This window comes from Paraburkholderia phenazinium, assembly GCF_900142845.1.
In the GTDB taxonomy this organism is placed as follows: domain Bacteria; phylum Pseudomonadota; class Gammaproteobacteria; order Burkholderiales; family Burkholderiaceae; genus Paraburkholderia; species Paraburkholderia phenazinium_A.
Map to the genome: position 1 here is coordinate 1,512,232 of NZ_FSRU01000001.1, position 26,612 is coordinate 1,538,843.

General features: G+C 64.3%; 23 protein-coding genes. 10 read left to right on the forward strand and 13 right to left on the reverse strand.

The annotated features are described in order from the left end of the window. Position 1: 1 nt before the first annotated feature. The 5 genes from BUS12_RS06585 to BUS12_RS06605 form a co-directional block, all read right to left on the reverse strand. Positions 2–298, reverse strand: coding sequence for a type II toxin-antitoxin system RelE/ParE family toxin (locus tag BUS12_RS06585; protein WP_074294836.1), 297 nt, complete (start codon positions 296–298; stop codon positions 2–4). 522 nt (positions 299–820) lie between these two features. Next, complete coding sequence (locus BUS12_RS06590) at positions 821–2,074, reverse strand: ROK family transcriptional regulator (protein ID WP_074294837.1); 1,254 nt, start codon at positions 2,072–2,074, stop codon at positions 821–823. A gap of 29 nt (positions 2,075–2,103) precedes the next feature. Further along, positions 2,104–2,901 (reverse strand): ATP-binding cassette domain-containing protein, encoded by a 798-nt coding sequence (locus BUS12_RS06595; protein ID WP_074294839.1) that lies wholly within the window; start codon positions 2,899–2,901, stop codon positions 2,104–2,106. 17 nt (positions 2,902–2,918) lie between these two features. After that, entirely contained in the window at positions 2,919–3,908 is a 990-nt protein-coding gene (locus BUS12_RS06600) for an ABC transporter permease (RefSeq protein ID WP_074294841.1), read from the reverse strand. 93 nt (positions 3,909–4,001) lie between these two features. Continuing rightward, positions 4,002–5,003, reverse strand: coding sequence for a sugar ABC transporter substrate-binding protein (locus tag BUS12_RS06605; protein WP_074294842.1), 1,002 nt, complete (start codon positions 5,001–5,003; stop codon positions 4,002–4,004). Positions 5,004–5,479: 476 nt separating this feature from the next. Here BUS12_RS06605 and BUS12_RS38710 point away from each other — a divergent pair, with 476 nt between their 5' ends. Continuing rightward, positions 5,480–5,617, forward strand: a complete 138-nt coding sequence (locus BUS12_RS38710) for a hypothetical protein (protein ID WP_171991605.1) — start codon at positions 5,480–5,482, stop codon at positions 5,615–5,617. A gap of 154 nt (positions 5,618–5,771) precedes the next feature. On the opposite strand, the gene BUS12_RS06610 is transcribed toward BUS12_RS38710, so the two are convergent. Continuing rightward, positions 5,772–7,874 (reverse strand): 2Fe-2S iron-sulfur cluster-binding protein, encoded by a 2,103-nt coding sequence (locus BUS12_RS06610; protein WP_074294844.1) that lies wholly within the window; start codon positions 7,872–7,874, stop codon positions 5,772–5,774. 54 nt (positions 7,875–7,928) lie between these two features. Further along, complete coding sequence (locus BUS12_RS06615; protein WP_074294846.1) at positions 7,929–8,576, reverse strand: glutathione S-transferase family protein; 648 nt, start codon at positions 8,574–8,576, stop codon at positions 7,929–7,931. 119 nt (positions 8,577–8,695) lie between these two features. Here BUS12_RS06615 and BUS12_RS06620 point away from each other — a divergent pair, with 119 nt between their 5' ends. Continuing rightward, on the forward strand, positions 8,696–9,607 hold the full coding sequence (locus BUS12_RS06620; protein WP_074294849.1) for a LysR family transcriptional regulator: 912 nt from the start codon (positions 8,696–8,698) through the stop codon (positions 9,605–9,607). 81 nt (positions 9,608–9,688) lie between these two features. Here BUS12_RS06620 and BUS12_RS06625 read toward each other — a convergent pair whose 3' ends face one another. The 3 genes from BUS12_RS06625 to BUS12_RS06635 all read right to left on the reverse strand — a co-directional run bounded on the left by BUS12_RS06625 (position 9,689) and on the right by BUS12_RS06635 (position 12,631). Then, positions 9,689–10,978: an MFS transporter gene (locus tag BUS12_RS06625; RefSeq protein WP_074294851.1), complete on the reverse strand. Its 1,290-nt coding sequence runs from the start codon at positions 10,976–10,978 to the stop codon at positions 9,689–9,691. A gap of 93 nt (positions 10,979–11,071) precedes the next feature. Then, positions 11,072–11,539, reverse strand: coding sequence for a hypothetical protein (locus BUS12_RS06630; protein WP_074294853.1), 468 nt, complete (start codon positions 11,537–11,539; stop codon positions 11,072–11,074). Between the two features lie 75 nt (positions 11,540–11,614). After that, the gene (locus BUS12_RS06635; RefSeq protein ID WP_074294855.1) at positions 11,615–12,631 is read right to left on the reverse strand and encodes a 1-aminocyclopropane-1-carboxylate deaminase; all 1,017 of its coding nucleotides are present in this window, start codon (positions 12,629–12,631) and stop codon (positions 11,615–11,617) included. A 197-nt stretch (positions 12,632–12,828) separates the two neighbouring features. Between BUS12_RS06635 and BUS12_RS06640 the strand changes: the two genes are divergently transcribed. Beyond that, positions 12,829–13,338 carry an Lrp/AsnC family transcriptional regulator gene (locus tag BUS12_RS06640; RefSeq protein ID WP_074297192.1) on the forward strand — a complete coding sequence of 170 codons (510 nt, stop codon included), beginning with the start codon at positions 12,829–12,831 and terminating at the stop codon, positions 13,336–13,338. 34 nt (positions 13,339–13,372) lie between these two features. On the opposite strand, the gene BUS12_RS06645 is transcribed toward BUS12_RS06640, so the two are convergent. Continuing rightward, positions 13,373–13,900 (reverse strand): Lrp/AsnC family transcriptional regulator, encoded by a 528-nt coding sequence (locus BUS12_RS06645; RefSeq protein ID WP_074294857.1) that lies wholly within the window; start codon positions 13,898–13,900, stop codon positions 13,373–13,375. 152 nt (positions 13,901–14,052) lie between these two features. Between BUS12_RS06645 and mdeB the strand changes: the two genes are divergently transcribed. Then, positions 14,053–16,824 carry an alpha-ketoglutarate dehydrogenase gene (gene mdeB / locus BUS12_RS06650; RefSeq protein ID WP_074294859.1) on the forward strand — a complete coding sequence of 924 codons (2,772 nt, stop codon included), beginning with the start codon at positions 14,053–14,055 and terminating at the stop codon, positions 16,822–16,824. Between the two features lie 19 nt (positions 16,825–16,843). Here mdeB and BUS12_RS06655 read toward each other — a convergent pair whose 3' ends face one another. Together BUS12_RS06655 and BUS12_RS06660 are read right to left on the reverse strand one after the other, a co-directional pair. After that, positions 16,844–17,647 carry a DUF2182 domain-containing protein gene (locus BUS12_RS06655; RefSeq protein ID WP_074294861.1) on the reverse strand — a complete coding sequence of 268 codons (804 nt, stop codon included), beginning with the start codon at positions 17,645–17,647 and terminating at the stop codon, positions 16,844–16,846. 43 nt (positions 17,648–17,690) lie between these two features. Further along, positions 17,691–18,458, reverse strand: coding sequence for a DUF899 domain-containing protein (locus BUS12_RS06660; protein WP_074294863.1), 768 nt, complete (start codon positions 18,456–18,458; stop codon positions 17,691–17,693). Between the two features lie 130 nt (positions 18,459–18,588). Between BUS12_RS06660 and BUS12_RS06665 the strand changes: the two genes are divergently transcribed. The 6 genes from BUS12_RS06665 to BUS12_RS06690 all read left to right on the forward strand — a co-directional run bounded on the left by BUS12_RS06665 (position 18,589) and on the right by BUS12_RS06690 (position 26,492). Then, entirely contained in the window at positions 18,589–19,809 is a 1,221-nt protein-coding gene (locus BUS12_RS06665; RefSeq protein ID WP_074294865.1) for a helix-turn-helix domain-containing protein, read from the forward strand. Positions 19,810–19,886: 77 nt separating this feature from the next. Beyond that, a complete protein-coding gene (locus tag BUS12_RS06670; protein ID WP_074294867.1) occupies positions 19,887–20,573 on the forward strand; it encodes a Vgb family protein in 687 nt (228 codons plus the stop codon). Between the two features lie 422 nt (positions 20,574–20,995). Continuing rightward, a complete protein-coding gene (locus tag BUS12_RS06675) occupies positions 20,996–21,826 on the forward strand; it encodes a MipA/OmpV family protein (protein WP_074294868.1) in 831 nt (276 codons plus the stop codon). A gap of 103 nt (positions 21,827–21,929) precedes the next feature. Then, on the forward strand, positions 21,930–22,832 hold the full coding sequence (locus BUS12_RS06680; protein WP_074294870.1) for a LysR substrate-binding domain-containing protein: 903 nt from the start codon (positions 21,930–21,932) through the stop codon (positions 22,830–22,832). 104 nt (positions 22,833–22,936) lie between these two features. Continuing rightward, positions 22,937–24,883 carry an aconitase family protein gene (locus BUS12_RS06685; protein ID WP_074294872.1) on the forward strand — a complete coding sequence of 649 codons (1,947 nt, stop codon included), beginning with the start codon at positions 22,937–22,939 and terminating at the stop codon, positions 24,881–24,883. A gap of 157 nt (positions 24,884–25,040) precedes the next feature. Beyond that, positions 25,041–26,492 (forward strand): MFS transporter, encoded by a 1,452-nt coding sequence (locus BUS12_RS06690; RefSeq protein WP_074294874.1) that lies wholly within the window; start codon positions 25,041–25,043, stop codon positions 26,490–26,492. Positions 26,493–26,612: the final 120 nt, after the last annotated feature.

The window sequence follows — 26,612 nt, forward strand, 5'->3', positions numbered from 1 at the left end:
TTCATTCTCTCCATTCATCCGCCAGCCGCCTGGCTTCGAGGATGTCCTTCGCCTGACCGCTCTTCGTACCGCCGCAGAGCAGCACAATGATCGTGTTGCCCCGCCGCTGGAAGTAAATGCGGTAGCCCGGACCATAGTGGATACGCAACTCGCTTACCCCCTGCCCGACCGGTTCCGCATCCCCCGCATGACCAAATGCCAGCCGGTCCAGCCGCGATGCAATCACTGCGCGCGCCCGCTCGTCCTTGAGGCGCATGCGCCATTTCCGGAAGGTTTCCGTTTGCTTTAACTCGATCATTATAAACCAATTTGTATTTTATAAACTACGGCCGGTTGCGATGTCGAGACCTCGCCACGTTGCGTACGTCACCTAGGGTTCCGTCGCGCCGCTGTGGCCTGTCGAGCCGCGACTGCAAACCACGGTCTGCCCGGCCGCTTTCCCGAATGCTGTTGCGGTGTGCTCGATACCGGCGAGCATCCCTCGCATCTGACCAATTACTGGCTGGAATCTAATGCGCTTCATAAAGTTTGTTATGCGAAGCAATTGGGATTCGTAAACTAGCGTCTTTTCACATTTTTGTCGTGATGTGGAGAGGTAAAGAATTGTGAAAAGACGCGTCCGCGCAACGACGGCCACGGATTCAGAGTTGTCTTGTTTTAGCGAACGGGTTTTGCTGTACTGGGCGGAGGAACGCCCATGTGTTTCGGACTGTCAGGGCAGCCGTTACTTGATGGGTCGAAGGCGGGTGGTGCGGGGCGAGGGGCGGCGTGGCTGCGGTTAAGCGGAGTTGAGGCAAGCGAGAGCGGCTCAATCGCCGCGTTAGTACTCCGCCTCCGTAGCCGGCTTAAGAAACAACTCATGCACCGGCGCAAAATGCGCATAAAGCGGCAGAATCGCTCCACCCATAGCGCGGGCATCCGCACCAATCGTGCCTTCCAGCAGTTGCGGCCGTACCATCCCCTCCCATTCGAACCCATCCAGCACACGCTCAGTACGCCGAATGATTTCGCGCACCAACTGACGGTCGAGTTCACCATCTATCACGACCGCTTCGAGATCGAGCAGGGCGGTCGCATTGATGAGCGCGCCGGCAATCGCGGGGCACGCGGTATCCAGCCACTGTTCCGTCAGACGCCACCACTCCGGCGCAAGCGCGCGATGATCGTGCGCGGCGGCAGCCGGCGCGCCGGCGTCGCTGAGCAGCCGCTCGAGCACAAAACCAGACGCCGCATGAAGCAACTGACGCGCCGCCTTAGGCTCCGTTTGCGCTCCCGCTCGATGCCCCGCGCCACCACCGCCAAGCGGAATCGACCCCACAGCGCCAGCGTTATTGTGCGGCCCGCCATGCAGCCGACCGTCGATCACAAGACCGCCACCAATAAACGTCCCAACGAACAGATACAGAAAGTTATGAATGCCGCGCCCCTGGCCCATCACCAGTTCGGCGGCGCAAGCGGCGGTGGTGTCTTTGGCGAACTCGACGGGCAGGCCGGTCATAGCGGCGATACGGGCGCGAATGTCGATGTCGTGCCACGCTTCAAGCGCTTCCGGCGGCGCGCCCAGAAAATCGCGCCAGCCCCCCAGCCAAAGAGGCGCCGCCACGCCCACGCCGACCACCTGTTTGGCCCGCTCGCCCAGCGTCTCGTTGACGCGCGCGAGCTTGCTTTCAAGCGCGGGAAACAACACCTGCGGATCGGGATACGCATATTCGAGCACATCGCGGCTGCACACGTGCCCCACGAAATCCATGGCAAGCACGTCGAGACTGCGGCGCCCAACCTTGATGCCGATCGTGTAGGCGCCCTCGGGCCGCAACGCAATCGGCACCGACGGCTGCCCGATGCGCCCGCGCACGCGCGGCTGCCGCGCGAGCAGGCCGTCGTCGATCAGACGGTCGACGATCATCGAGACGGTCTGCATCGACAGGCGCGTCAACCGGCTGACATCGGCCTTCGCCAGCGGACCATGCAAGCGGATCGCCTGCAGCACGATCCGCTCGTTGAACTGTCGCATGCCGACCTGATTCGAGCCCACCGTGCGTTTAAGCGGCGAACGGGTTCCAGTGCTATCCATCGTGACCGCCCGTCAGCAGGGAACGTGCATCATGCGATGGCCTTGACGTCCGCTTCCTTGGCGCCGGTCATGATGGCAACCGCTTCGGACATATGAATGTCCTTCGTGTTGACGAGCGCGGCGCGCCGTCCCAACCGCTGGATATGGATGCGATCGGCAATCTCGAACACGTGCGGCATGTTATGGCTGATCAGGATTACCGGCAGGCCACGGTCGCGCACGCGCCGGATCAACTCGAGCACCATGTTGCCTTCCTTCACGCCGAGCGCCGCGGTCGGCTCGTCGAGAATCACGACATGGCGTGCGAACGCCGCGCTACGCGCCACCGCGACGCCCTGGCGCTGGCCGCCGGAGAGTGTTTCGACTGCCTGGCGCATCGAACGGATCCCGATCTGCAGGCCCTTCATATGCGCGGTGGCCTCTTCCAGCATGCGGCGCTTGTCGATCATCTTGAAGATCGAGCCGCGCCAACCGGGCTTGACCAGCTCGCGGGCCAGAAACAGGTTTTCGGCGATGCTCATGGCGGGCGCCACCGCGAGGTCCTGATACACGGTTTCTATGCCTTGCTCGCGCGCATCGAGTGGACTGCGGAATTTGACCGGCTTGCCGTCGAGCAGGATCTCGCCTTCGTCGGGCACGGTGGCGCCGGAGAGCGCCTTGATCAGCGACGACTTGCCCGCGCCGTTATCGCCGATTACGGCCATGATTTCGCCGGGCATCACTTCGAAGTCGCAACCATCGAGGGCGGTGACCTGGCCATAGCGCTTGACGAGTCCACGCGCCTGCAGGACGGGCGTCGCAGTAGCAGCAGTTTGGGGAGTAGACATGACAGGCTCCTGGTGGATCATCGAGCGCCGCGGTGGGACAGCTTGTCGGCAGCGACGGCGAGAATCACCAGCATGCCGGTGATCAACACCTGATACACGGACGACACCCCGATCAACGTCAGGCCATTGCGGAACACGCCGACAATCAGCGCGCCGAGCAAGGTCCCGACAATCGAGCCGCGCCCGCCAAACAGACTGGTGCCGCCGAGTACGACCGCGGTGATGCTGTCGAGGTTTTCGGTTTGCCCGGCTTGCGGATCGCCCACACCGGTCCGTGAAACCGACAACAGCGCGGCGATGCCGTAGATCGCGCCGGCCAGGGTATAGACGGTGAGCAGGATGCGCTGCGAAGAGAGACCCATCAGACGTGCGGCTTCGGCGTTATTGCCGAGCGCGTACAGATGCCGGCCGGGCACGGTATCGCGCAATACGAACCAGGTGGCCAGATACATCAGCAGCGTCAGCACGGTACCGTAGGTCACCTGGGCGGGGCCGATGCTGAACGTGTTGCCGAGGAACATGATCGCGTCAGGCAGGTTCGATACGCTCTCGGCGTTCGAGTAGATCTGCGTGAGGGCGAAGGCGATGTTCAGGGTGCCGAGCGTGACGATGAACGCCGGCAGTTTGATGCGCGTAATCAGCGTCCCGTTGAGCGCGCCGAACAGGGCGCTCGCACCGATGCCGCAGACGATGGCGAGGACCGGCGGCACGCCGAGGTTGACCGCGAACTTGGTCATGATGATCGAGCCGAACGCCATCACCATGCCGCAGGACAGATCGATGCCGCCCGTCAGCACGATCAGCGTCTGGCCGATAGCGATGACGGCGACGACCATGGTCTGCTGGAGAATCAGCGAGAGGTTCTGGAACGACAGGAAGCGATTGCTCTGCGAGATGAAGAACGCACAGGCAAGCACGAGCGCGATGAGCGGGCCGATTTCGGCGAGCGAAGGCAGCCGCTCGGATAATGGGCGGTGGCCGCTGGCCGGTGCAGAGGGGGTCGACATGATGTGTTTCCTCGATGCTGGAGCGCGGCGCAGAGGCCACGCGGCAAATCAGCGGGAGACCCGTGGGAGGGTCCCCCGGTTGCTTAGGAACGCTTATTGACCCCAGCAGTTGGCAAGGCCAAAGGTGGTGTCCTTGCTGTCCACGCCGTTCATGGCCTTGTCGGTGATCAGCGTGACGCCGGTGTCGTGATAGCCCGCGACCTTCTTGCCGGTCTTGGCGTACTCGACGCCTGCGTCGACGCCGAGTGCCGCCATCTTCAACGGATACTGCTGCGACGTCGCGGCAATGGCGCCGGCCTTGACGTTGCGCACGCCTTCGCAGCCGCCGTCGATCGAAACGATCATCACGTCCTTATCCTTGCCTGCTGCCTTGAGCGCGCGATAGGCGCCTGCTGCAGCCGGCTCGTTGATCGTATAGACCACATTGATGTCCGGCGACTTCTGCAGGCAGTTCTCCATCGCCGTTTGTCCCTTCGCCTGATCGCCGCGCGTGTCCTGGCTGCAGACGATGGCCGGATCGCCTTCCTTGACGCCGAAGCCCTGCAGGAAGCCGTTATGACGCAGCACGCCCACTGAGACGCCCGGCGCCAGATCGAGCGTGGCGATCTTCGCCGGCTTGCCGCCCATCGCCGCCTTCGCGTACTGGCCGATCAGGACGCCAGCCTTGAAGTTGTCGGTGGCGAAGAGGGCGTCAGTGGCGTCTTGCGGCTCGGTCGGCGTATCGAGCGCAATCACCATCACGCCGGCGGCGCGCGCCTTCTTGATGCTCGGCACGATGGCCTTGGTGTCGCTCGGCGTAATCAGAATCGCTTTGGCGCCTGCCGTGATCATGTTTTCGATCGCGGTGACCTGGCTGGCGTTGTCGCCGTCGAACTTGCCGGCGGCGGTCAGCAGCTTGGCGCCGTCCTTCTGGGCGGCGGCTTCCGCGCCTTGCCGCATCTTCACGAAGAACGGGTTCGTGTCGGTTTTGGTAATGAGGCCGACGACGGGCTGATCGGCCGCCTGCGTGGCGCCGGCGCACCAGACGGCGGATGCCGCGACGCACAGGGTGACGATACGACGGACAACGGGCTGCCTGCGGGATTTCAGATTCATGGGACGCTCCTCCGGATAATTGACGACGACGTTATGGACTGCGGTCGATTCAATAGCTAATGGGCGCTGGGTGCGCCTCTCGTAGCCGCGTCGGCTGCATCGGACGACGCAGGACGGGCTGGTTTTTTCGACTAAATCACTTTGGTTTATTTAGTACAGCAGGGCGGCTGGGCAGAGTCAAGGAGGGGGAGTTGATGCAATGCGGCTAACCGGGCGTCTTCTGTTCGCGCGCAGCGGCTTGCCTGGAAAGGCATTGGGGAGATTGGTGCGGCGCAGGAATCAAGAGCGTGGATTGGGGTAAGTCTGGAGGGCGATGAGTGGCTTCTGACGCAATTAGGTTGTTATCTGTATGTAAGAAACGGGTATTTGACCGCCGTTCCAGTTGAATTCTTTTTGTTTTGTTGCGCTGCGGAAAGATCGGTTTATAATAGGGTTATTACCTAGGTAGTTAACCCTAGCCTGAACTGGAGCTTGCCATGAGCCACATCACCACGACTTCCACCCCGGCCGCTAGCGGCTGGCTTGCCCGTCTTGCCGCCGTCGCCCGCCACGCATTGCAACTGCACCTGCAAACGTGCGCGATCATCGCTGAAGCCCATCGCCGCCCGCAATAAGCGTCGGGGTGCTTAGGCGTCCCTTAGGCACCCAAGCAGGTATCAAAGCCTTGATTTAACCCGCCCGGCACGCGAGTCAACGGCTCATTTCGCCGTCAGCTACGCGTACGCGTGTGTCGAGCAACTCGCGGCGACCTCCCTTTCGACCGATTGGTTAGAGGTCCAACACAACGGTGGAAGTTTCACCCGTTCCGGTCCGCGCCGGTATCGCCGAGCAGATCAGCGCATGGCCCGGCTCGATGTGTGCCTCGCACGGCACGGGGTAAGTCACCTCGCCGGAGAGCAGGCGCGTCGAACAGGCTCCGCATACGCCCGATCTGCAGTTGGATTTGGCCGTCACCCCATTCGCTTCCGCGACGTCGAGCAGGCTTCCGTCCTCCTTCGACCACAAGGCGTCGCGTTTCGTCCGCATGAACACGACTTTCGACACTTGCGTTGGGTCGCGCGGCACCGCAGGCGCTTGCTTGACCTCGGTAGCTGGAGCAAGCGCCGTGCTGCCGCCACGCTTGACGCTCGCCGGTCCGAACGCCTCGAAACGAATCCGCTCGTCCGCGATGTTGAGTGCGCGCAGCCCGTTGTAGAGGTCCTGCATGAACGCGCCCGGACCGCACAGATAAAAATCATAGTCGCCGAACGGCAAGACCCGTTTGAGAAACTCGACGTCGACCCTCCCCACCGACTGCCCGGAAATTTCGCTGCCCGTTTGCGTGGGCCGAGTGTCGCGCAAATGCACGGACAAATGCGGATGCGCCTGCTCGGCGGCTCTGAGCAAATCGGCGAACGGATGTTCGTCGGCCTGACGTGCGCCGTGAATGAAAAAGATGGGCTCGGGTTGCGCTTGCCCTGCGGTGTCGGCCAGCAGCGTGTTCAACATCGCGATCATCGGCGTGATGCCAATGCCCGCAGACAGCAGAACCACCGGGCGTCGACTGTCCCGGTCGAGCTTGAACGCGCCGGAAGGCGCCTTCGCCTCGATTTCCATCCCAGGCTTGATCTGCTCGTGCAGCCATGCGGACGCCGCGCCTTCGCGCTTGACGGTGATGCGGTAGTGCCGGCCGTGATCCGCGTCCGAGAGGGTGTAGGTTCGAATCAGCGGTGCGGCGAGCCCGGCCACCTGCAAGCGGATGGGCAGGAACTGGCCGGGCTCGAAATGAGGCAGCGCGGCGCCATCCACGGATTGCAGATAGAACGAGCGCGCCGTGGGCGTTTCTTCGCGGACGTCGGACACCTTCAGCTTGCGCCAGCCGCCTGAGGGCGCAACCACGGCCTCGGCTTCTTGCGTTTGCCAGCTTCCGGTCTTCACCAGTTGTGGCGCGTATTGCACCTCGGACCAGCGGAACGGCAACGCGCGTCGGCTGCGTCGAACTTCGCGCACATGAAAGCGCATGAGCCGCTCGGCGCCTTCGAACGAGGCCAGCTCGGCGCCTTCCCAGATGATTTCTGCATCCACGGCGAGATACAGCAGATCGCCGCTCTCGAAGTCGATCACCAGCAGTCCCGCACGCGGATCCTGCATCAGGTTGCCAATCGTGTTGAAAAACAGATTGCCGCTGAAGTCCGGTGTGGTCAGCGTGTGCGCGTCGTCGACGCGAATGAAGCCGGGCTTGCCGCCCCGATGCGAGACATCCGCGCCGCGCCCGAAGCCGGCATCGCTGGATGCGTTGGCGCTGGCGATAAAGAACGTGTCGGCACGGGCGAGCAGCGCGCGGTCGGCGTCACTGAGTGCGGGCGACGATTCCTGTGCCGCGTTCTCCTCGGACTCGGCCGCCACGAAGATAGGCGCGCGGCTCTGGATATATTTCGCGCAGTTGCCGAAGCTCTGGCTGACGCTCACCGTCAGCGCGCCGTCGTCGATTGCCGCAATCACGCCGTTGACGCGATTGCGCCGCCGCGTGGCCGGCTGGATGCCCAACCCGCCGATCAGCGCGCCGACCTGCCACGCCGCGGCGAGCGGGTCGCCTGCCAGCGCGCGTCCGGCAATGCGCAGCGTACGCTCGTCGGGCGTCGACACGAACCCAGGCTCACCCACGCGCAACGAGGCCCACGGTTGTCCGCTTGCATCGAGTCCGCTCAACACCATAAACGGCTGTTCGGCGAAGAACCGTCGATGCTGCTCCGGCATGTAATCGCGAATCCCGCGCCGTGCATCGACGTTCATCCGCTCGCGCACGCCGGCGCGCTCCTGCGCGGCGAGTTCGCCGGCATGAAACGGCGATTCGGCGGCGCGCCAGCCAGGCGCAGGTGCGAGCGTAGACATGATGGACTCGGGTGATTGACGCGTGAGTGAACCCCGGCCGCAGCCGGGGCAGGGCTAGTCGATCTCGGCGACCAGGCCGGCTTTGCTGGCCGGCATGGGCAGGAAGCGCGGCAGCGCTTCGATTCGCTTGAGCCACGCGCGAATATGCGGGTACGGCTCGAGCGAGATGCCACCTTCGGGCGCATGAGCGATATACGAATGCGCGGCAATGTCGGCAATCGTCGGCGTGTCGCCGATCGCGAACGGCTTGTCGCGCAACTCGGCATCGAGCACGTCGAACAGCTTCACGGCGATCTTTTGTGCGGTTTCCAGATGATGCGGCGCTCCGAACACGGTGACGAGCCGCGCCGCACACGGGCCGTACGCAATCTTGCCGGCGGCGAGCGAGAGCCAGCGCTGCACGGCCGCGGCGCCGAGCGGATCTTGCGGCAGCCAGGACGGATCGCCGTACTTGCGCGCGAGGTAGACCAGGATCGCATTCGAGTCGCTCAACACGACATCGCCGTCTTCGATTACCGGCACTTCGCCGAGCGGATTGAGCGCCAGGTGCGCGGGCTTGCGGTTGTCGCCGGCCGCCATGTTGAGCTCGTTGATCGTGAACGGCAGATCGAGCAGCGTCAGGAACAGCTTGACGCGATGCCCGTGACCGGACAGCAGGGTCGTATGCAGCCGGATCGGCTGGGCGGGCTTGGATGGGGACATGACAGGCTCCGTGAAAAAGCAGGCTATGGATGATTGGCTTAGCGTAGCTTATGCCTCGCCGAATGGCCTGAGAAGACGGATAATCATGATTACTCTATCCTCTCAAAGTGGACAATCGAATGGCTAGCGCGAGCGATGTGAACCTCAACCGGCTGGCGGTGTTCGTCGCGGTGATCGAGGCGGGTTCCTTGACGGCGGCGGCCGACCGGCTGGGCATCGCCAAGACCATGGTCAGCACGCATATGCAGCGGCTCGAGGCGGAGGTGGGGGCGAGCCTGCTGGTGCGCACCACGCGGCGTGTCAGCGTCACCGAGGCGGGCAGGGCGTTCTACGAAGCGAGCCGGCATATCCTGAGCATGGCGGACGAGGCGCTCCAGGCGGTGGAACAGGGCAGCGGCACGTTGCGGGGCACGCTACGGGTGGCTACGCCGGTCGATTACGGTGCGATCGTGGTCGCACCCGTACTGGTCGCGCTGCGGCAGCAGCATCCTGAACTCAACATCGAACTCGTGTCGAACGACCGTCTTGTGAATTTGCTGGCGGAGGGTATCGATGTCGCGATCCGGGTGGGGCGCCTCGCCGATTCGAGCCATCGCGCGGTGAAGATCGCCAGCTACGCGCGCTGGCTGGTCGCGAGCCCAGCGTTCATCGAGGCGTGGGGCGCACCGTCCACCCCTGCGGCATTGGCCGCGTTGCCGTTTATCGGCATGGCGGTGCTGGCCAAGCCGCTGGCGGTCTCGTTGGAGAATGCCCGGGGCCGCAAGCAGACCGTGCGCTTTGCAGCGGGATTTCTCGCGGATACCGCCACGGCATGCCGGGCCGCGACGCTCGCGGGCGGCGGCGTGGGAGCGCTGACGGACTTCTCGGTGGGTGAGGATGTCGCCGCGGGACGGCTGGTCCGCCTGCTGCCGGAGTGGTCGACGCCGGCCGCGGGCATTCATGCGCTGTTCCCCTCGGCGCGCTATCCGGCGCCCAAGGTGCGCGTGTTTATCGACGCGCTCAAGGCGCATCTCGGTGCCGAAGATGTGTGACCTCTGAGACAGAGGCGACGCAGCGGCGCAGGCGCCGTCTTGCTGCCGTGCCGCGAAACCGCCGAGGGCGAATCGACCGCTCTAGCGAAGATTCAGCGTCTTACGGCATTGCCACAACGCAAACAGGCTGATGATGCCGAGCGCCATGAGGTAGAACGCGGGAGCCAGGTTGCTGCCGGTTGCCTGAATGAGCGTCGCCACGATGAGCGGTGCGAAGCCGCCGAAAACAGTGACACCGATGTTGTAGCTGATCGCCATGCCGGTTGCGCGCGTTTCTATCGGGAACGTCTCGGCCATCAACGCCGGCAGGGCCCCGAAATAGACGGCTTTGAGCAGGCCGACCCATGCCATCATCGCCATGAGCCCTGCGAGGCTGGCATGCTCGCCGAGGCTGCGGAACACGGGGTAAATGGTCAGCGTAAAGACGATGCCGGCCGCGCTCATCATGCGAACTCTTCCAATCCGGTCGGAGAGATGGCCGACGAACGGGGTGACGATGGTGAGAATGGCGCCCGTCAGCACGGTTGCGGTGAAGCCGAAGCTCGCAGGAAGGTGGAGCTGCCGGACTGCGTAGGTCGGGATATAAAGAATGACGTAACTGGTCCCGGTAGAGAGGACGAGCGTACCCACGGCCAGCAGCATGCGGCGCTTCTGGCGTGCGAACACTGCGCGCACGGGCGATTCTTCGGGCTTCGTTTCCTGGAAACTGCGGCCTTCGTGGACATGTTTGCGCAAATAAAGGCCTACGGGTCCAATCAGGATGCCGAATAAAAACGGCAACCGCCAGCCCCACGATTCGAGCGACGCCGTATCGAGCGTATTGGTCAGGATTGCGCCGAAACTCGCCGCCAGCAGGTAGCTGAGGCCCTGGCTGGCGAACTGGAAGCTGGCGATAAAGCCCTTGCGCTCGGGCGCCTGTTCAACCATGAAGGCGGTCGTGCTGCCGAATTCGCCTCCCGCCGAAAATCCCTGCACAAGCCGCGCAAACACGACTGCGATCGGCGCCGCTACGCCTATCGTTGCGTAGCCTGGCATCAGGGCGATGATGGCCGTGCCGGCCATCATCATGACGATCGACAGCATCATCGACGCCTTGCGGCCATGGCGATCCGCGTAGGAGCCGAGCACAAGCGCACCGACCGGTCGGATCAGGTAGGAAATGCCGAAGGTGCCGAGTGTCACCAGCAGCGAAACGGTGGCGTTCGAAGCCGGGAAGAACGTCTTGGCGATCGTCGTGGCGAAGAATCCGTAGATCAGGATATCGAACCATTCGAGCGCGTTGCCGATCGACGCGGCGAAGATGATCCAGTAAAAGCTGGAATACCGGGGCTTGATGGCAACGGTATCGGTCGCAGTCGCGGCGGTAGGCATTTGACTCTCCAGGGGATAGGGCGAGTACTCGGTTGCGCAAGAGGATTGCCGTCATGTCGCACGCGCCCAGTGACGCTCGCGCGGCTCAATGGCTCAGTAACTATCTCCCCACTTTTCCGTCAATGAGGCGCGCAGGCCTTCTTCTATGGTGGCGATAACCGCATTGGCCTGTATGTCCTCGTTCGTGCGAGGACGATAGTGTGCGAAGAAAACCCGTTGCCCGAGGACGCCACCTAGCCACTCCAGCGCGGCAAGCTCCTGGGAGCACAGCAACAGGCGGCTGTCGCGCGGGAGCGGACCGATGGCCCGCTCTATGGCGGTTTCCGGTCTATGCACGTTGGGCTGGGCATGCTCGCGCGACGCCAGCCATTCGTCGTGCGTGGCAGCGGCATTGATCAGGTGCAGCCACGCGACCTGGGGTGAGTTTCCCAGACGCGTGGACAACACCTGTTCGAAGTCGTATGCGACCGTGGCGTCGGTGACGACGCAGACTTGCGTGAGGCGCGACGGCTCCCTGCGCCAAAGCCAACGCGAGAGGGGTGAATCAACACGGGTTCGCATAACGTTCTCCGTTGCCCACGTAAAACGCTTATTTGTGTGATCTCTCAGGTTCGTGCATTGCCCTCGGCGTTCCTGTCAACCGTTGCGGAACAGGAAGCTGTAACCGTTCAGTGCCGGCACCCCGCCCAGGTGCGCATAGAGCACCTTCGAACCGGCGGGAAACTCGCCGAGCCGTACCTTGTCGATCATGCCTTGCATCGACTTGCCTTCGTAGACGGGATCGGTCAGCATGCCTTCGAGTTTCGCGCACAGACGGATGGCTTCCATCGTGCCTTCGTTCGGCAAGCCGTATTCCGGGCCGCCGTAGCGCTCGTCGAGCACGATATCCGCCGCGACGATGTCGCGGTTCAGCTCGACCTGCTCGGCTGTTTGCTTCGCAATCCGGAAGATCTGCTCGCGGGTCTTGGCAGGCTTGGCCGACGCATCGATGCCGATCACGCGGTCGGCGCGACCATCCGCGGCAAAGCCCACCACCATGCCTGCCTGCGTGCTGCCGGTCACCGAGCACACCACGACATAGTCGAACTTGAAGCCGAGTTCCGCTTCCTGTTGCCGGACTTCCTCCGCAAAGCCGACAAAGCCCAGGCCGCCCAACGGATGATCCGAACAGCCTGCCGGAATCGCATAAGGCTTTCCGCCTGCCGCGCGCACGCTTTCCAGCGCGTCTTCCCAGCTTTTGCGAAAGCCGATATCGAAGCCGTCGGAGACGAGCCGCACGTCGGCGCCCATGATGCGCGACATCTGGATGTTGCCCACGCGGTCATACACCGCGTCCGAGTAGTTCACCCAGTTTTCCTGCACGAGCACGCACTTCATGCCCAGGTGCGCGGCGACGGCCGCGACCTGACGCGTTTGATTGGACTGGATGCCGCCGATCGACACGAGCGTATCGCAGCCCTGCGCCAGGGCTTCAGGAATGAGGTATTCGAGCTTGCGCGTCTTGTTGCCGCCGAATGCGAGGCCGCTGTTGCAGTCTTCGCGCTTCGCATACAGCTCAACCTTGCCGCCCAGATGCTGGCTCAGGCGTCGCAAGGGTTGGATCGGCGTGGGGCCGAAGGTGAGCGAATGGCGAGGGAATTTCTTGAGGTTCATGCGCGGCTCCGGTGATGAAGAGAGTCCCAGCACCTCGTTACCCCGAGCGGCCGACACGCCTGGGCTCGTGGCCGATGCTGCGATGAAGAGTATGGTAAGAAAATATCGAAGAAATCGGGTTGCGAAGATATTGGCGAATTTGGGTTTTGAGTAGGTCGATGGTATTTTTGACCTTTATTTACTTCGCCGAGAGCGCCATGCCCGCAAGAAAATTTCGTGCATCTGCGCCGGAGTCCCAACCGGTAAGCCCGCAGATCGATCGCGTCGATCGGGCCATCCTGCGCCAGCTACAGCGCGACGCATCGATCTCGAACGTGGCGCTTGCGGCCAAGGTGAATCTCAGCGCGCCGGCCTGCCTGCGCCGGGTTGAGCGGCTCAGGGAAATGGGCCTGATACGCGGCGTGGTGGCGTTGCTCAATGCGAAGGCGCTCGAAGCCGGCATGCTGGTGATGATCGGCGTGGTGCTCGACCGCTCGACGCCGGACTCCTTCGCCGACTTCGAAAAGGCCGCGCAGAAGGTGTCCGGATGCATGGAGTGTCACGTCGTCACGGGAGAGTTCGATTACTTCATGCTGGTGCGTACGCGGGATAGCGACAGCTTTAACCGCTTGCACGCCGAGCAGTTGCTGTATCTGCCAGGGGTACGGCAGATCCGCAGTTTTGTGGTCCTGAAGGAAATTCTTTCGACCACAAGCATTCCGGTCTAGCGGCGGCCGGCGCCGCTTGCATCAAGATGCGCGTTCACTGCCAGTCCGTCGCGACGTCGTCTGGGTCCACCAGCGTCAGGCCGGAGGCCGGCAGCGGCAGCGCCGTCTTGTAGCGCACCTGTTTGAGCGCGAAGCTGGAGCGGATGTTGGACACGCCCGGTATTTTCGTCAGATGTTCGAGGATGAAGCGCTCGAGCGTCGGCATGTCCGGCATTACCACGCGCAGCAGATAGTCGGCATCGCCCGTCATCAGATAACACTCCATCACTTCGGGCCGCTCGGAGATGGCCTGCTCGAAGCGCTGCAGCGCGTCCTCGACCTGCTTTTCCAGGCTCACCTGAATAAACACGTTGATCCGCAGACCCAACGGCTCGGGATTGAGCAAGGTCACCTGCTGCTTGAAGAGGCCGAGCTTTTCGAGCGCGCGCACCCGGTTGAAGCAGGGCGTGGGCGACAGGTTGACCGCGCGCGCCAGCTCGGAATTGGTGATGCGGGCGTTTTGCTGCAACTGGCTGAGAATCCCGATGTCGATGCGGTCGAGCCGTTTCGGCGGCGTGGTCATAGATGAAAGATTCCGGAAATGGAGGTCTGTGCAGAATAAATACACTATCCGGAGCGGGAATGACAAGTAAATGAGAGGCCTATTTTGCAGCTTGATGGTTACCATGGTGTCCAGTGAGTTTGAACCGGATGCCTCCTTGCGGGAGTGGTGCCATGACGGATTTGTCGAGCGGTGCATTGCAGTTGGGCGCGCCTGAGCGCGGTCGGGAAGACACCGATCCCGAGGAAACAGCCGAGTGGCTGGATGCGTTCGATGCGGTCGTGGCGCACGTCGGCCGGGAACGCGCACAGTTTCTGTTCGACCGGCTCGCGGCTCATGCGCGCACGTCGGGCGTGGAGTTGTCCGACGCGCGCGTGACGCCATACGTCAACACCATCGGCTTCGATCAGCAGCCGCGCTATCCGGGCAATCTCGAACTCGAGGAGCGGCTTGCCGCGGCACTGCGCTGGAACGCGCTCGCCATGGTGGTGCGGGCCAACAAGGCATACGGCGAACTCGGCGGACATATTGCGAGCTATGCGTCAGCAGCGGATCTGTTCGAGGTGGGCTTCAATCACTTCTTCCGGGCGGCGGCGCCGGATGCAGGCGAGGGCGCCGGCGGCGATCTCGTCTACTTTCAGCCGCACTCGTCGCCGGGGGTGTATGCCCGGGCCTATCTGGAAGGATTCCTGAACGAAGCGCATCTGCAGCACTACCGCCGTGAAATCGCCGGGCCGGGCTTGTGTTCGTATCCGCATCCGTGGCTGATGCCGGACTTCTGGCAATTTCCGACTGGTTCGATGGGCATTGGGCCGATCAACTCGATCTACCAGGCGCGCTTCATGCGCTATCTGCAGAACCGCGGCCTGGCGCAAACGGATGGCCGCAAGGTGTGGGGCTTTTTCGGCGACGGCGAAATGGACGAGCCGGAGTCGATCGGCGCGTTGTCGCTGGCGGCGCGCGAAGGGCTCGACAATCTGGTGTTCGTGATCAACTGCAATTTGCAGCGGCTCGACGGCCCGGTGCGCAGCAACGGCCGCATCATCGACGAACTGGAGGCGCACTTCAGCGGCGCGGGCTGGAACGTGATCAAGGTGGTGTGGGGTTCGGACTGGGATGCGCTGTTTGCGCGCGATCGCACCGGCGCGTTGGCGCGTGCCTTCGCCCACACGGTGGACGGCCAGTTCCAGACCTTTTCGGCGAACGACGGCGCGTACAACCGCGAGCGCTTCTTCGGCCAGAACGCCGAACTGGCGGCGCTGGCCGCGCAACTGAGCGACGCGGAAATCGACCGCCTGCGCCGCGGCGGCCACGACGTGCGCAAACTGCACGCGGCCTATGCGAAAGCGCTGGCGCATCGCGGCCAGCCCACGATGATCCTGGCGAAGACCATGAAGGGCTTCGGCATGGGCACGTCGGGCCAGGGCAGGATGACGACCCACCAGCAAAAGAAGCTCGATTTCGACGATCTGAAGGCGTTCCGCGATCGCTTTCGCCTGCCGCTCTCGGACGAGGACATCGAGCAGGTCAAGTTTTACAAGCCAGCAGAACACAGCCCGGAAATGCAGTACCTGCATGCACGCCGGGCTGCCCTGGGAGGCTATCTGCCCAGAAGGCGGAGAGTCGCAGCGAAGGGACTGACCGTTCCCTCGCTGCACACCTGGGGGCAATTTGCGCTGGACGCGAACGGCCGGGAGATGTCCACGACGATGGCGCTGGTGCGCATGCTCACCGCGCTGTTGAAGGACGGCGAAATCGGCCAGCGGGTGGTGCCGATCGTCGCCGATGAGGCACGCACATTCGGCATGGCGAACATGTTCCGTCAGGTCGGCATCTATTCGCCGCATGGGCAGTTGTATGAGCCTGAAGATCTGGGTTCGATGCTGTATTACCGTGAGGATACCAAAGGGCAGATTCTCGAAGAAGGCATCTCGGAGGCGGGTGCGGTGTCGTCGTGGATTGCGGCGGCGACGTCGTATAGCGTGCATAACTTGCCGATGCTGCCGTTCTACATCTACTACTCGATGTTCGGCTTTCAACGGATCGGCGACATTATCTGGGCCGCCGCCGATCAACGCGCACGTGGCTTCCTGATCGGCGCGACCTCGGGCAAGACCACGCTCGGCGGCGAGGGCTTGCAGCATCAGGACGGCACGAGCCATCTCGCGGCATCGACGATTCCGAATTGCCGTGCCTACGATCCGGCGTTTGCCTATGAAGTGGCGGCGATCGTCGACGAGGGCATGCGGGAGATGGTCGAGCAGCAGCGCGACGTGTTCTATTACGTCACGGTGATGAACGAGAACTACGCACAGCCTTCTGTGCCCGAGGGCGATTTGCAGCGGGTGCGCGAAGGGATTCTGAAGGGGATGTATCCGCTGCCGTCGGGACCGGGTGGAGTGAATGTGGCTAAAGCCGTTGAAGCCACTGAGGGCGCTGAGACCGCTGAGACCGCGCGAGTGCAACTGCTCGGCGCCGGGGCGATTCTCGGCGAGGTCGTCGCCGCGCAGAAGATGCTGAAGGACGATTGGGGTATCGAGGCGGCTGTCTGGAGCGTGACGAGTTTTACCGAGTTGCAGCGTGATGGCATGGCGTCCGAGCGGATTGCGCGATTGGGTGGATCTGGTGCGGCGCCGTATGTGACCTCGGCGCTGGCGGCGTCGAAGGGCCCCGTGATTGCCGCGACGGACTACGTACGGGCGGTGCCGGAGCTGATTCGGGCATACGTGCCGCGCCGTTACGTGACGCTCGGCACGGATGGCTTCGGGCGCAGCGATACACGTGCCGCGCTGCGCGCATTCTTCGAGGTAGATCGGGCGTCGATTGCGATAGCTGCGTTGAAGGCGCTGATCGATGAGGGCGAACTTGACGCGGCCGTGCTCGGGGATGCGCTGACCAGGTATGGTAAAGGTGCCTACGATAGCGGGGCAGCCTGGGAGCGGTGAGGGCGACGGCGACGGCTCGTCATCCGAGCCCGGCCGCCTGAGCGAACAGGAGCAACCCCGACCCGACGACGATCGCGCCGATCGCTTGCGCCACGCGTTGACCCGCCGGCGCGAGACGTTCGGCGGTGACCGCTACGGTGACGGCCGCCATCGCGCGCAGGTCCATGACCCCCATGACGAGCAGGATGGCCGTCAGGCCGGCGCAGCAACAGCCGCAGTTCAGGCCGAGACGCAGACCGTATCGCCAGGCTGTACTAACGCTTGCCGGCAGCGTCAGGCTGCAGCCCGACACCTTGCGGCAGCAGGCAAGATGACGGGCCTTCCACGCCGTGAACTGCAGCGCGCCGGCGCCGAGGACGACCCCGGCGACCGCGAATGGAACAGTGCGCGACAGCGTCGGCCATTGCATCTCCAGCGCCGCCAGCGCGACGCCTAGCGCAAAGGCGATCAGGCCGAACGCGCTCCACACCAGGAAATACGCGAGACCCACCAGCGCGGTCAGCCGGCTGAGACGCGTTGCGCCTGCGCCGCCCAGGGACTCGCGATAGCGCCACAGCATGGGCGCGAGGGATGGCAGCATCATCGCCACCATCATCGCGACCCACATGCCGAGGAACGATGCCGCGAGGTCCAGCCATGTCTGTCCGCACATGCGCGTCCACGTCAGCGACATTGTCCAGCCGCCGGGCATCGGCATGCGGCCCATTGACGACATGGCCGCGCTCCAGACGATCGTCGCCGCTGCGCTGGCGGTGAACAGGAGCGCCGCAGCGCCGAAAAAGGCGCATCGGGAAGCTCGCTCTGCAACGCTGTGTCGTGACATCTCCCGTCTCCTTTGGGCGGTAACACTATCTGGCGCACTAGCCTCAGCGCTGCTCATACTCGTCATGACGGCGCCACCAGATGCCTGCCTCGTTACGTCCTTTGGGCGCGCGGTCGAGCCACTGATACATGCCCCAGATGCCGTCCACGCCACGCGCATAGGTGGAATAGGTGTGATAGACCACGCCATCCTCGAGCACGAACGCGCTCATGCCAGGCCGGTCGCGGGAGTATGTGAGCGCGTCGGTGCCGCAGGTGGCCGCGAACTCGACCACAGGTTTCGGCGAAGGCGTCGCGTCCATCGCATGACCGCCGCGCTGGTAGTTGTATTCGACGCTGCCCTCGCGCTGCTGCGCCTCGGTAAAGGCAATGTTGAAATCGAAGTTGAAATCGCTGCCTTGCGAGGACGCCCACGGAAACGTCCATCCCATGCGGCGCCGGTATGTCAGCAGTTTTTCGAGCGGCGCCCGCGATACCGCCAGCAGCGAGACGTCGTGATTCGCGAGGTGGACGACGACGCCGTCGAACGAATCCGCGATCGACGAACAGGACGGACACCCCGCCTGGTAGTCGGGGCCGAACATGAAGTGGTAGACAAGCAGTTGCGAGCGCCCCGCGAAGAGGTCGGCGAGCGTGGCAGTCCCTTGCTCGGTCTCGAAGCGATAGGTCTTGTCGACCCGGACCCACGGCAGCGCCTGACGTTGCCGCGCCACTTCGTCGCCGCGCCGGGTGAGCTCCTTCTCCGCCTTGAGCAGGTCGAGCCGGGCGGCAAGCCATGCTTCGCGTGTGCCGCTGAGGTGTGTCGTAGCCATGCTGTGCTCCTTAGGTGTCCTGCGTCGTTCGTTCAGTTGACGATGCGATGGACGGGTGGTTGGTCGTGATAGATTAGGTCCGGGGCCTCGAACGGTGGGAGTGACAAGTGTGGCGGGATTCAGATAAAGCATGGACTCGCTAGTCACGGCCGCGGCGCGCGCGCTCGCCGCAGGCGACCCACTCGGTGCGCTGCAGCGCGTCGCCTTGCGCGACGATCCGCCTGCGCTCGCGCTGCGGGGTATCGCCATGGCGCAGCTCGGCGATCTGGTGCGGGCGAAGACGCTGTTACGAAGCGCGGCGCGTGCCTTCGGATCGAAGGAGGCCGTGTCCCGCGCGCGGTGTGTCGTGGCCGAGGCCGAGATCGCGCTGGCCTCGCGCGACCTGAGCTGGCCGGCGAAGGCGCTCGAGTCGGCGCGGGCAACGCTGGAAGCCCACGGCGATCACGTGAACGCCGCACATGCGCGCTATCTCGAGGTCCGGCGTCAACTCCTGATCGGACGTCTCGACGAGACCGAGCGCACGCTCGCCGGGCTCGACCCCGCACTCATGCCACCCGCGTTGCGGGCGGCCCACGAGTTGGCCGTGGCGGGCGTCGCGCTGCGCCGCCTGCAGACAAAAGCTGCGCGCGCCGCGCTCGAGCGCGCCCGGCAGGCCGCACAGCACGCAGGCATTCCCGCGCTGGCGGCCGAAGTCGAAAATGCCGCCGTTGCCCTCAACACGCCCGCTGCACGCCTGATTGCACGTGGCGAGGCGCGGCTCCTGTTGCTCGACGAGATCGAGGCTTTGCTCGCGTCGAAGGTGCTGATTGTCGACGCTTGCCGTCTGGTAGTGCGCGATGCGCACAACGTGGTCTCGCTCGCCACGCGCCCGGTGCTGTTCGTGCTCGCTCGCGCGCTCGCCGAAGCGTGGCCGGCGGACGTGCCGAGGGACGCGCTCGTCGCGCGGGCATTTCGCGCGAAGCGCGCCGACGAATCGCATCGCGCGCGTCTGCGGGTCGAAGTGGGGCGGCTTCGTTCCGTGCTCGCGCCGCTCGCCGGTGTGGACGCGACCCCGCGCGGCTTCGTGCTGGTGCCGCGTGGCGCCGACGAGGTGGTGGCGCTGGAGCGGCCCGTCGAAGCGGAACATGCTGGGGTGCTGGCCTTGCTCGCCGACGGCGAGTCCTGGTCGAGTTCGGCGCTCGCGCTGGCGCTAGGCGCGAGCCAGCGCACCGTGCAGCGGGCGCTCGACTCGCTCGCGGAAGCCGGCAAGGTGCAGCCGTTCGGTCAGGGGCGGGCGCGCCGCTGGATGAGTTCGCCCGTGACGGGATTCGCGACGACCTTGTTACTCCCCGTTCCGCTGCCGGGTGAGTAGGATGGGGGCATGAACCGTCGATTGCCGGGGCGTGTCTGCCCGGCAGTTTCTTGAACTCGACCACCCAGGGTGGAAACATGAAGCGATCAGCCGCCGAAATCATTGGAGAATACGGACCCTTTCCGGGTGTCGACAGCGTGGGTGGCGTCACCTATGACGGTCAGCGAGTCTGGATCGCCGCCGGCGACAAGCTGAGCGCCTTCGATCCGGCGAGCGGCGAGACGCTGCAAACGATCGCGGTCGCGGCGGATGCCGGCACGGCCTTCGACGGAGAGCACCTGTTTCAGATCGCCGCCGAGCGGATCCAGAAGATCGATCCGAAGAGCGGCCGTGTGCTTGCCACGATTCCCGCACCGGGTGGCGGTCGCGATTCAGGGCTGACCTGGGCCGAAGGGTCGCTCTGGGTCGGGCAGTACCGGGACCGCAAGATTCATCGGATCGATCCCGAGACCGGGGCGATTCTGCGCACCATTGAGTCCAACCGCTTCGTCACGGGGGTCACGTGGATTGACGGAGAACTGTGGCACGGCACCTGGGAAAGCGAGCAGAGCGAATTGCGGCGAATCGATCCACAAAGCGGGGAGGTCCTGGAGCGGCTGGAGATGCCGCCGGGCGTCTGCGTGTCGGGGCTCGAGTCCGATGGCGCCGATCGCTTCTTCTGTGGCGGCGGAAACAGCAGCAAGGTGAGGACCGTGCGCCGACCCAGGCGGGATGCTGCCGCTGATACCGACGCCGAGCCTTCCACCCACTCCCAAACCAAGTAAGCGAAGTTGCCGCATCCGGGTGCGGGGCGCACGTCACGGCCTCGCCCATTCATCTCGCGCGCAGCGGCTTCATCTCACGCCTCCCCGGCGCATCTCGCGCCTCCCCGGCGCATCTCGCGCCTCCCCGGCGCATCTCGCGCCCGCTCCCGTCGTTTCGTCGCAAGCCGCTGGCTCCGCCCCGGCCCGTCGCGCCATGATGGCTGCGAGTGAACCGTCCTTCCCGCACGCTTGAAACAGCGGGGCTTCCCGCCCTGTCTTCGAGACCAGGACGCTTCACCGGACCGGTATTCATCCTTCGAGTTCGCAGCGGCTATTCCTTGGGACGGCTGTAACGGCGCTCGAACCCGACATCCGGTTCACGACGACCCATACCTTCCAATACCTGATCGGCTGGGGCGATGCGCTTCGAGCCTGGGATTCCAATGAAAGCACGTGTAAACCGCTACTTTGAGTATGTCCTGCTTGGCACGCTGCTGTGCGCCGGCACAGTCGACGCAATGGCCGACGACTCGAGCTCGCCGGCCGCCCCGGATACGGCGTCTCCCGACGCCTGGCATTTCACCGTCGGTGCCGGCCTCTTTAGCTTGCCTAAATATCCCGGCGCAAGCGACCGCAGATTCGAACCGCTTCCGCTGCTCGGCGCGAGCAACGGCCGCTATTTCATCGGCACGGTGCCCGATGCGGGCATTCCGCTGGGACTGGGCGCGTACCTGTACCGGGACTCGCATTGGCAGGTGGCCGCGTTGCTCTCGTACGATTTCATCCAGCCGCGCGATCAATCCGACGACGCGCGCCTGCAAGGCCTCGGCGATATTCCCCGAACCGGGCATGCGGGCCTGTTCGGCAGCTACACGCTCGACTGGTTCTCGGTGCACGGCAGCGTGTTGACCGACATCCTCGGCAAGCACGAGGGCACGGTGGCAACGCTGGGTGTGGAAGGCAAGTACCAACCTATCGACCGCCTCACGCTTAGCGCGGGGCCTGGACTCACGTGGGGCAGCAGCCAGTACAACCGCACCTTCTATGGCGTGGACGCCGGCCAGAGCGCTCGCTCCGGCCTGCCCGAATACGAACCGGACGCGGGTGTCGCCTCGGTCAATTTCTCCGTCAAGGCCAACTACCGCCTGTCGAACCGCTGGGGTGTCGGCGCGACGGTGGTGGCGTCCGAGCTGCGTGGCGACGTCGGAGGAAGTCCTATCGTCGAAAAGAAGACGCAGGTCACCTACGGCGTGTTTTCCAGCTACCGGTTCTAAGCGAAGCCGTTTGGGTCCATGGCGTGGGGGCAGCACGATGCATCCGTAGCGCGTTTCGGTGAGGGCGCTACACTAGCTGCCCACGCTTTCCTCCGTGCGTTCCATGGAAAACCTTCTCAAGAAGCTCGACCTCACCTCCTTGCGCCTGTTCGTCGCGGTCTGCCAGGAAAAGAACATCGCGCGCGCCGCGGAGCGCGAGTTCATCGCTTCCTCGGCAGTCAGCCGCCGCATTGCCGAGATCGAGGCCTTGATCGGGCTGCCGGTGATCCAGCGTCAGTCGCGCGGCATCACGGTGACGCCGGTCGGCGAAACCGTGCTGCGTTATGCCCAGACCATCATCGCCAACATCGAGCAGATGAGCGCGGAACTCTCGCGCTTCTCCTCCGGCGCGAAGGGCCAGGTGCGGGTGGTGGCGAACCTCTCGTCGATCGTGCAGTTCCTTCCCGAGGACGTGGCTGCGTTTAGCCGTGTATTCCCCGAGGTGTCGATCGAACTGGAGGAGGAGAACAGCGCGGACGTGTTGCGCATCGTCGAGGAACACGGCGCCGACTTCGGCATCTGCAATGCGGTGACGGGCGTCGAAGCCTTCGAGCAGGTCCCGTACCGCGCCGACCGGCTCGCGGTGCTGCTGCCCGCTGCGCATCGCCTCGCCGACGCACAGCGGCTGGCGTTCGCCGAACTGCTCGACGACAGCTTCGTCGGCCTGCGCAGCGAGAGCGCGCTTACCCAGCTTCTGACCCAGCAAGCCGCGCAGGCCGGTCGGCAACTGGACGTGAAAATCCGCGTGAGCAGTCTCGACGCGCTGTGCCGGATGGTGCATGCGGGACTCGGCGTCGCGGTGGTGCCGGAGCAGGTGGGGCGCCTGTATCTGAACGCGCTCGACGTGCGCTTGCTGCCGTTGCGCGACGACTGGGCGGTGCGCAGGCTGGTGCTGGTATTCAGGGCGCGCGAGCAGTTGAGTGCAAGTGCGGCTGCGCTGGTTGGGTTTCTTGGGCGGGAGGCCTAGGCGTTGGCCTAAGCTTAACCCTCTCCAATCGAGACTTCAGCCCTGCCGCATCAGCACTTCGTGCCACGGCGTGAGCCGCCGTATAGTTCCCGAAAGGAGAACTTATGGACGATGCCATCCGCCTCGACGGCCGCGTGCTGTATTTGTCGCAGAACCCCGCCGTCATCGCCGCCCAGCTCGCGGGCGAAGACTTCACTTGCGCCACGGCCGGCCCGTTGCGCGACAACGTCTCGACCGACGAGATCACGCCCGTCACCGTGATGCTCACCTACGACGAGCGCCTCGGACAATTTCCCTACGTGGGCTTCAAGGCGGGCGAGGTGCTGCCCATCGGCCGCGATGCGGTGAAGAACGGCGGCTTTCGCGTGACCGTGGCCGGCAAGCGCTACGGCAAGGGTTCGTCGCGGGAGTCGAGTCCGTTGGCGGAACTGTCGGCGGGTATCAGACTGATCGTCGCGGAAAGTTTCGAGCGCATCTATCAGCAGAATTGCGACAACATCGGCATTCTGACCACAACCGATTTCTCGGTGCTCGACCGTCTGGTCGCCGGCGAAACCGTGCCGATCGACGAATTCCTCAAAGGCCGCGACGCGCTCACCCAGCAGATCATTCGCAGCGGCGGCTTGCTTGCGTACAGCAAGTTCGCGGACTGGCCGGCACCACGCGTGCGCGATGCGACCCACGCGTCTGCGCCGCAGCCCAAAACCCTCGTCGAGAAGATCATCGAGCGGCATCTGCATCCGGGCGTCGCCGGTGCGCAGCGCGGCGACGGCGTGTTTATCGCCGCGGACTGGCGCTTTAGCCACGACTATTTCACCGGCATGTGCGCCCATCTGATGCATCGGGCGTTCGGCAAACCCGCGCCGTTGCAAGCGCCGGATCACATCATCGCGTTCCAGGATCATCTGGTGCTGGCCGCGCAAAGCATCCCGCACGTGCGCGACGGTTTGCTGCCCGGCGTGGCCAACCTGGCACAGGGACACACTGCGTTCTCGCGCGACTATCCGGTACGCTCGCATGGCGCGCTGGACGGCGTGCCGGGCTCCGAAGGCATCTGTCACGCGCTGATGGCCGAGCAATACGCGCTGCCGGGCCAGGTCGTGAGCGGCACAGACTCGCACACGCCACACTCCGGCGCACTGGGCTGCCTCGCATTCGGTGCGGGCGCAACGGAAATCGCCAATAGCTGGGTGACGGGCTACGTGCGCTGCAAGGTGCCGGAGACGTTGCGCATCGAAATCAACGGCACATTGCGCGACGGTGTGACGGCGAAAGACGTCGTGCTGCATCTGTTGCAGATGGAGGCGATCCGTTCGGGCGGCGCGATCGGTCTGGTGTTCGAATATGGTGGCGAGGCGGTCCGCGCGATGTCGATCGACGAGCGCGCGACGCTGACCAACATGGTCGCGGAGCTCGGCGGCTTTACCGGCATCGTCGAACCGGACGAGCGCACGGTAGCGTTTCTGAAGGAACGGCGCGGCGTGGACTTCGTGCTCGAAGGCTGGATGAAGAGCGACGCCGGCGCCAGCTATCGCGATACCGTCCGCATTGACGCCACCGCCTTGCAGCCGATGCTCGCCCGCCCCGGCGACCCGGGCAACGGTGTGCCGGCGCCGCAGCTCGAAGGCGAGGTGGCGATCGATATCGCCTATGGCGGCTCGTGTACCGCGGGCAAGCGCGAGGACTTCGATTTCTATCACGAGGTGCTGCGCTGGGGTGTCGAGCGCGGCATGGCGGTGGCGCCGGGTACGCGTCTTTATCTGCAGTTCGGCACCATGGCGGTACGGCGCTATTGCGAGGAACGCGGCTATTTGCCGGTGTTCGAGCAGGCCGGCGCGACGCTCGTGATGCCGGGCTGCGGCTCGTGTGCGAACTGCGGGCCGGGTCAGTCGGGGCGTGCAGAGGAGGTGACCATCAGCGCGATCAACCGCAATTTTCCGGGACGATCGGGACCGGGCAACGTCTGGCTGGCGAGTCCCTACACCGTCGCAGCGAGCGCGCTGGCCGGAAAAATTACGACCTTCGAACAATTGAAGGGCGCACGCGGCTAGAATGCTGGCCGGGCCTTGTGCCCGGCATTCCGCGGTCCAGCGCCTCGGCGGTCCCGATCGTTGGATACGGCCGCCGTCAGCGAACTGCGGCACCTTGGGCCACACGCACGCCACGGAGAGCCGGCTCAAGACCGGCCTCACACAGGAAGGAGACATCATGGCAACCCCCGAACAAGCCGGGTCCAGTACGCCTGCAGCCGGCGCGATCTCGGCGCCAGGCCCTTACGCCGCCGCGCCGCTCGACGCGGGCACGATTTCCGCGCGCCTCGACCGGCTGCCGGCGACACGCTCCATCTGGAAGCTCGTGGTTCTGCTGAGCCTTGGCTTTTTCTTCGAACTCTACGATCTGCTCTATACGGGCTACGTCGCGCCGGGTCTCGTCAAGAGCGGCCTGCTGACGGCGACCACGCACGGCCTGTTCGGCAGCACCGGCGTCGCGAGCTTCATTGCGGCGCTGTTCGCGGGGCTGTTTATTGGCACCATCGCCTGCGGTTTCCTTGCCGACCGCTTCGGGCGGCGTGCGGTCTTCACGTATTCGCTGCTGTGGTACACCGCGGCCAACGTCGTGATGGCGTTCCAGGAGAGCGCCACGGGCCTGAACTTCTGGCGCTTCCTCGCGGGCGTGGGGATCGGCGTCGAACTGGTGACGATCGGCACGTACATCTCGGAGCTGGTGCCCAAGCAGATTCGCGGCCGGGCGTTTGCGTGCGAGCAGGCAGTGGGCTTTACGGCGGTGCCGGTGGTGGCGTTTCTCTCTTACCTGCTGGTGCCTCGTGCGCCGTTCGGTCTCGACGGCTGGCGCTGGGTGGTGCTGATCGGTGCGCATGGTGCGCTGTTCGTGTGGTGGATTCGCCGCGCGCTGCCCGAGAGTCCGCGCTGGCTCGCGCAGCAGGGGCGGCTCGCCGAAGCCGACCGCGTGATGAGCGAGCTCGAAGCGAAGGTACGCAGCGAATACGGCCGCGACTTGCCGCCGCCCGCGCCGCCGATGCCGGTCGCGCCGCGCGGCAGCTTCCGCGATATGTGGGTGCCGCCGTACCGCAGCCGCACGCTGATGATGACGATCTTCAACGTGTTCCAGACGGTCGGCTTCTATGGCTTCGCGAACTGGGTGCCCACGCTGCTGATCAAACAGGGCATCACGATTACGACGAGCCTGATGTATTCGAGCGTGATCGCGCTGGCTGCGCCGCTCGGGCCGATCATCGGCCTCTTTATCGGCGATCGCTTCGAGCGCAAGACGGTGATCGTCGTGATGGCGGCGGCGAATATCGTCTGCGGGCTGTGGTTCAGCCAGGCGGCGGGCGCCGTGTTGCTGGTGAGTCTCGGCGTATGTCTGACGCTTGCCAGCAACATCATTTCGTACAGCTTTCACGCTTACCAGTCGGAGCTGTTTCCCACCAGCATCCGCGCGCGGGCCGTGGGCTTTGTCTATTCCTGGAGCCGGTTCTCCGCGATCTTCACGGCGTTCCTGATTGCTTCCGTGTTGAAGGAGTTCGGCACCCTTGGGGTGTTCGTCTTTATCGCCGGCGCGATGCTGGTCGTAATGCTGGCGATTGGCTTGATGGGTCCGCGCACCAAGGGTCTCGAGCTCGAAAAAATCTCAAACTAACGAACCTCTTCGATACGGGAGGAGGGTGTTCGACCATGCACTGCCCGGAACGACCCGGCATGCACTGCGAGCACGCACTGCGCCAAACGAGGCAGAGTAGCGGCTGACGAACCCTTGCGA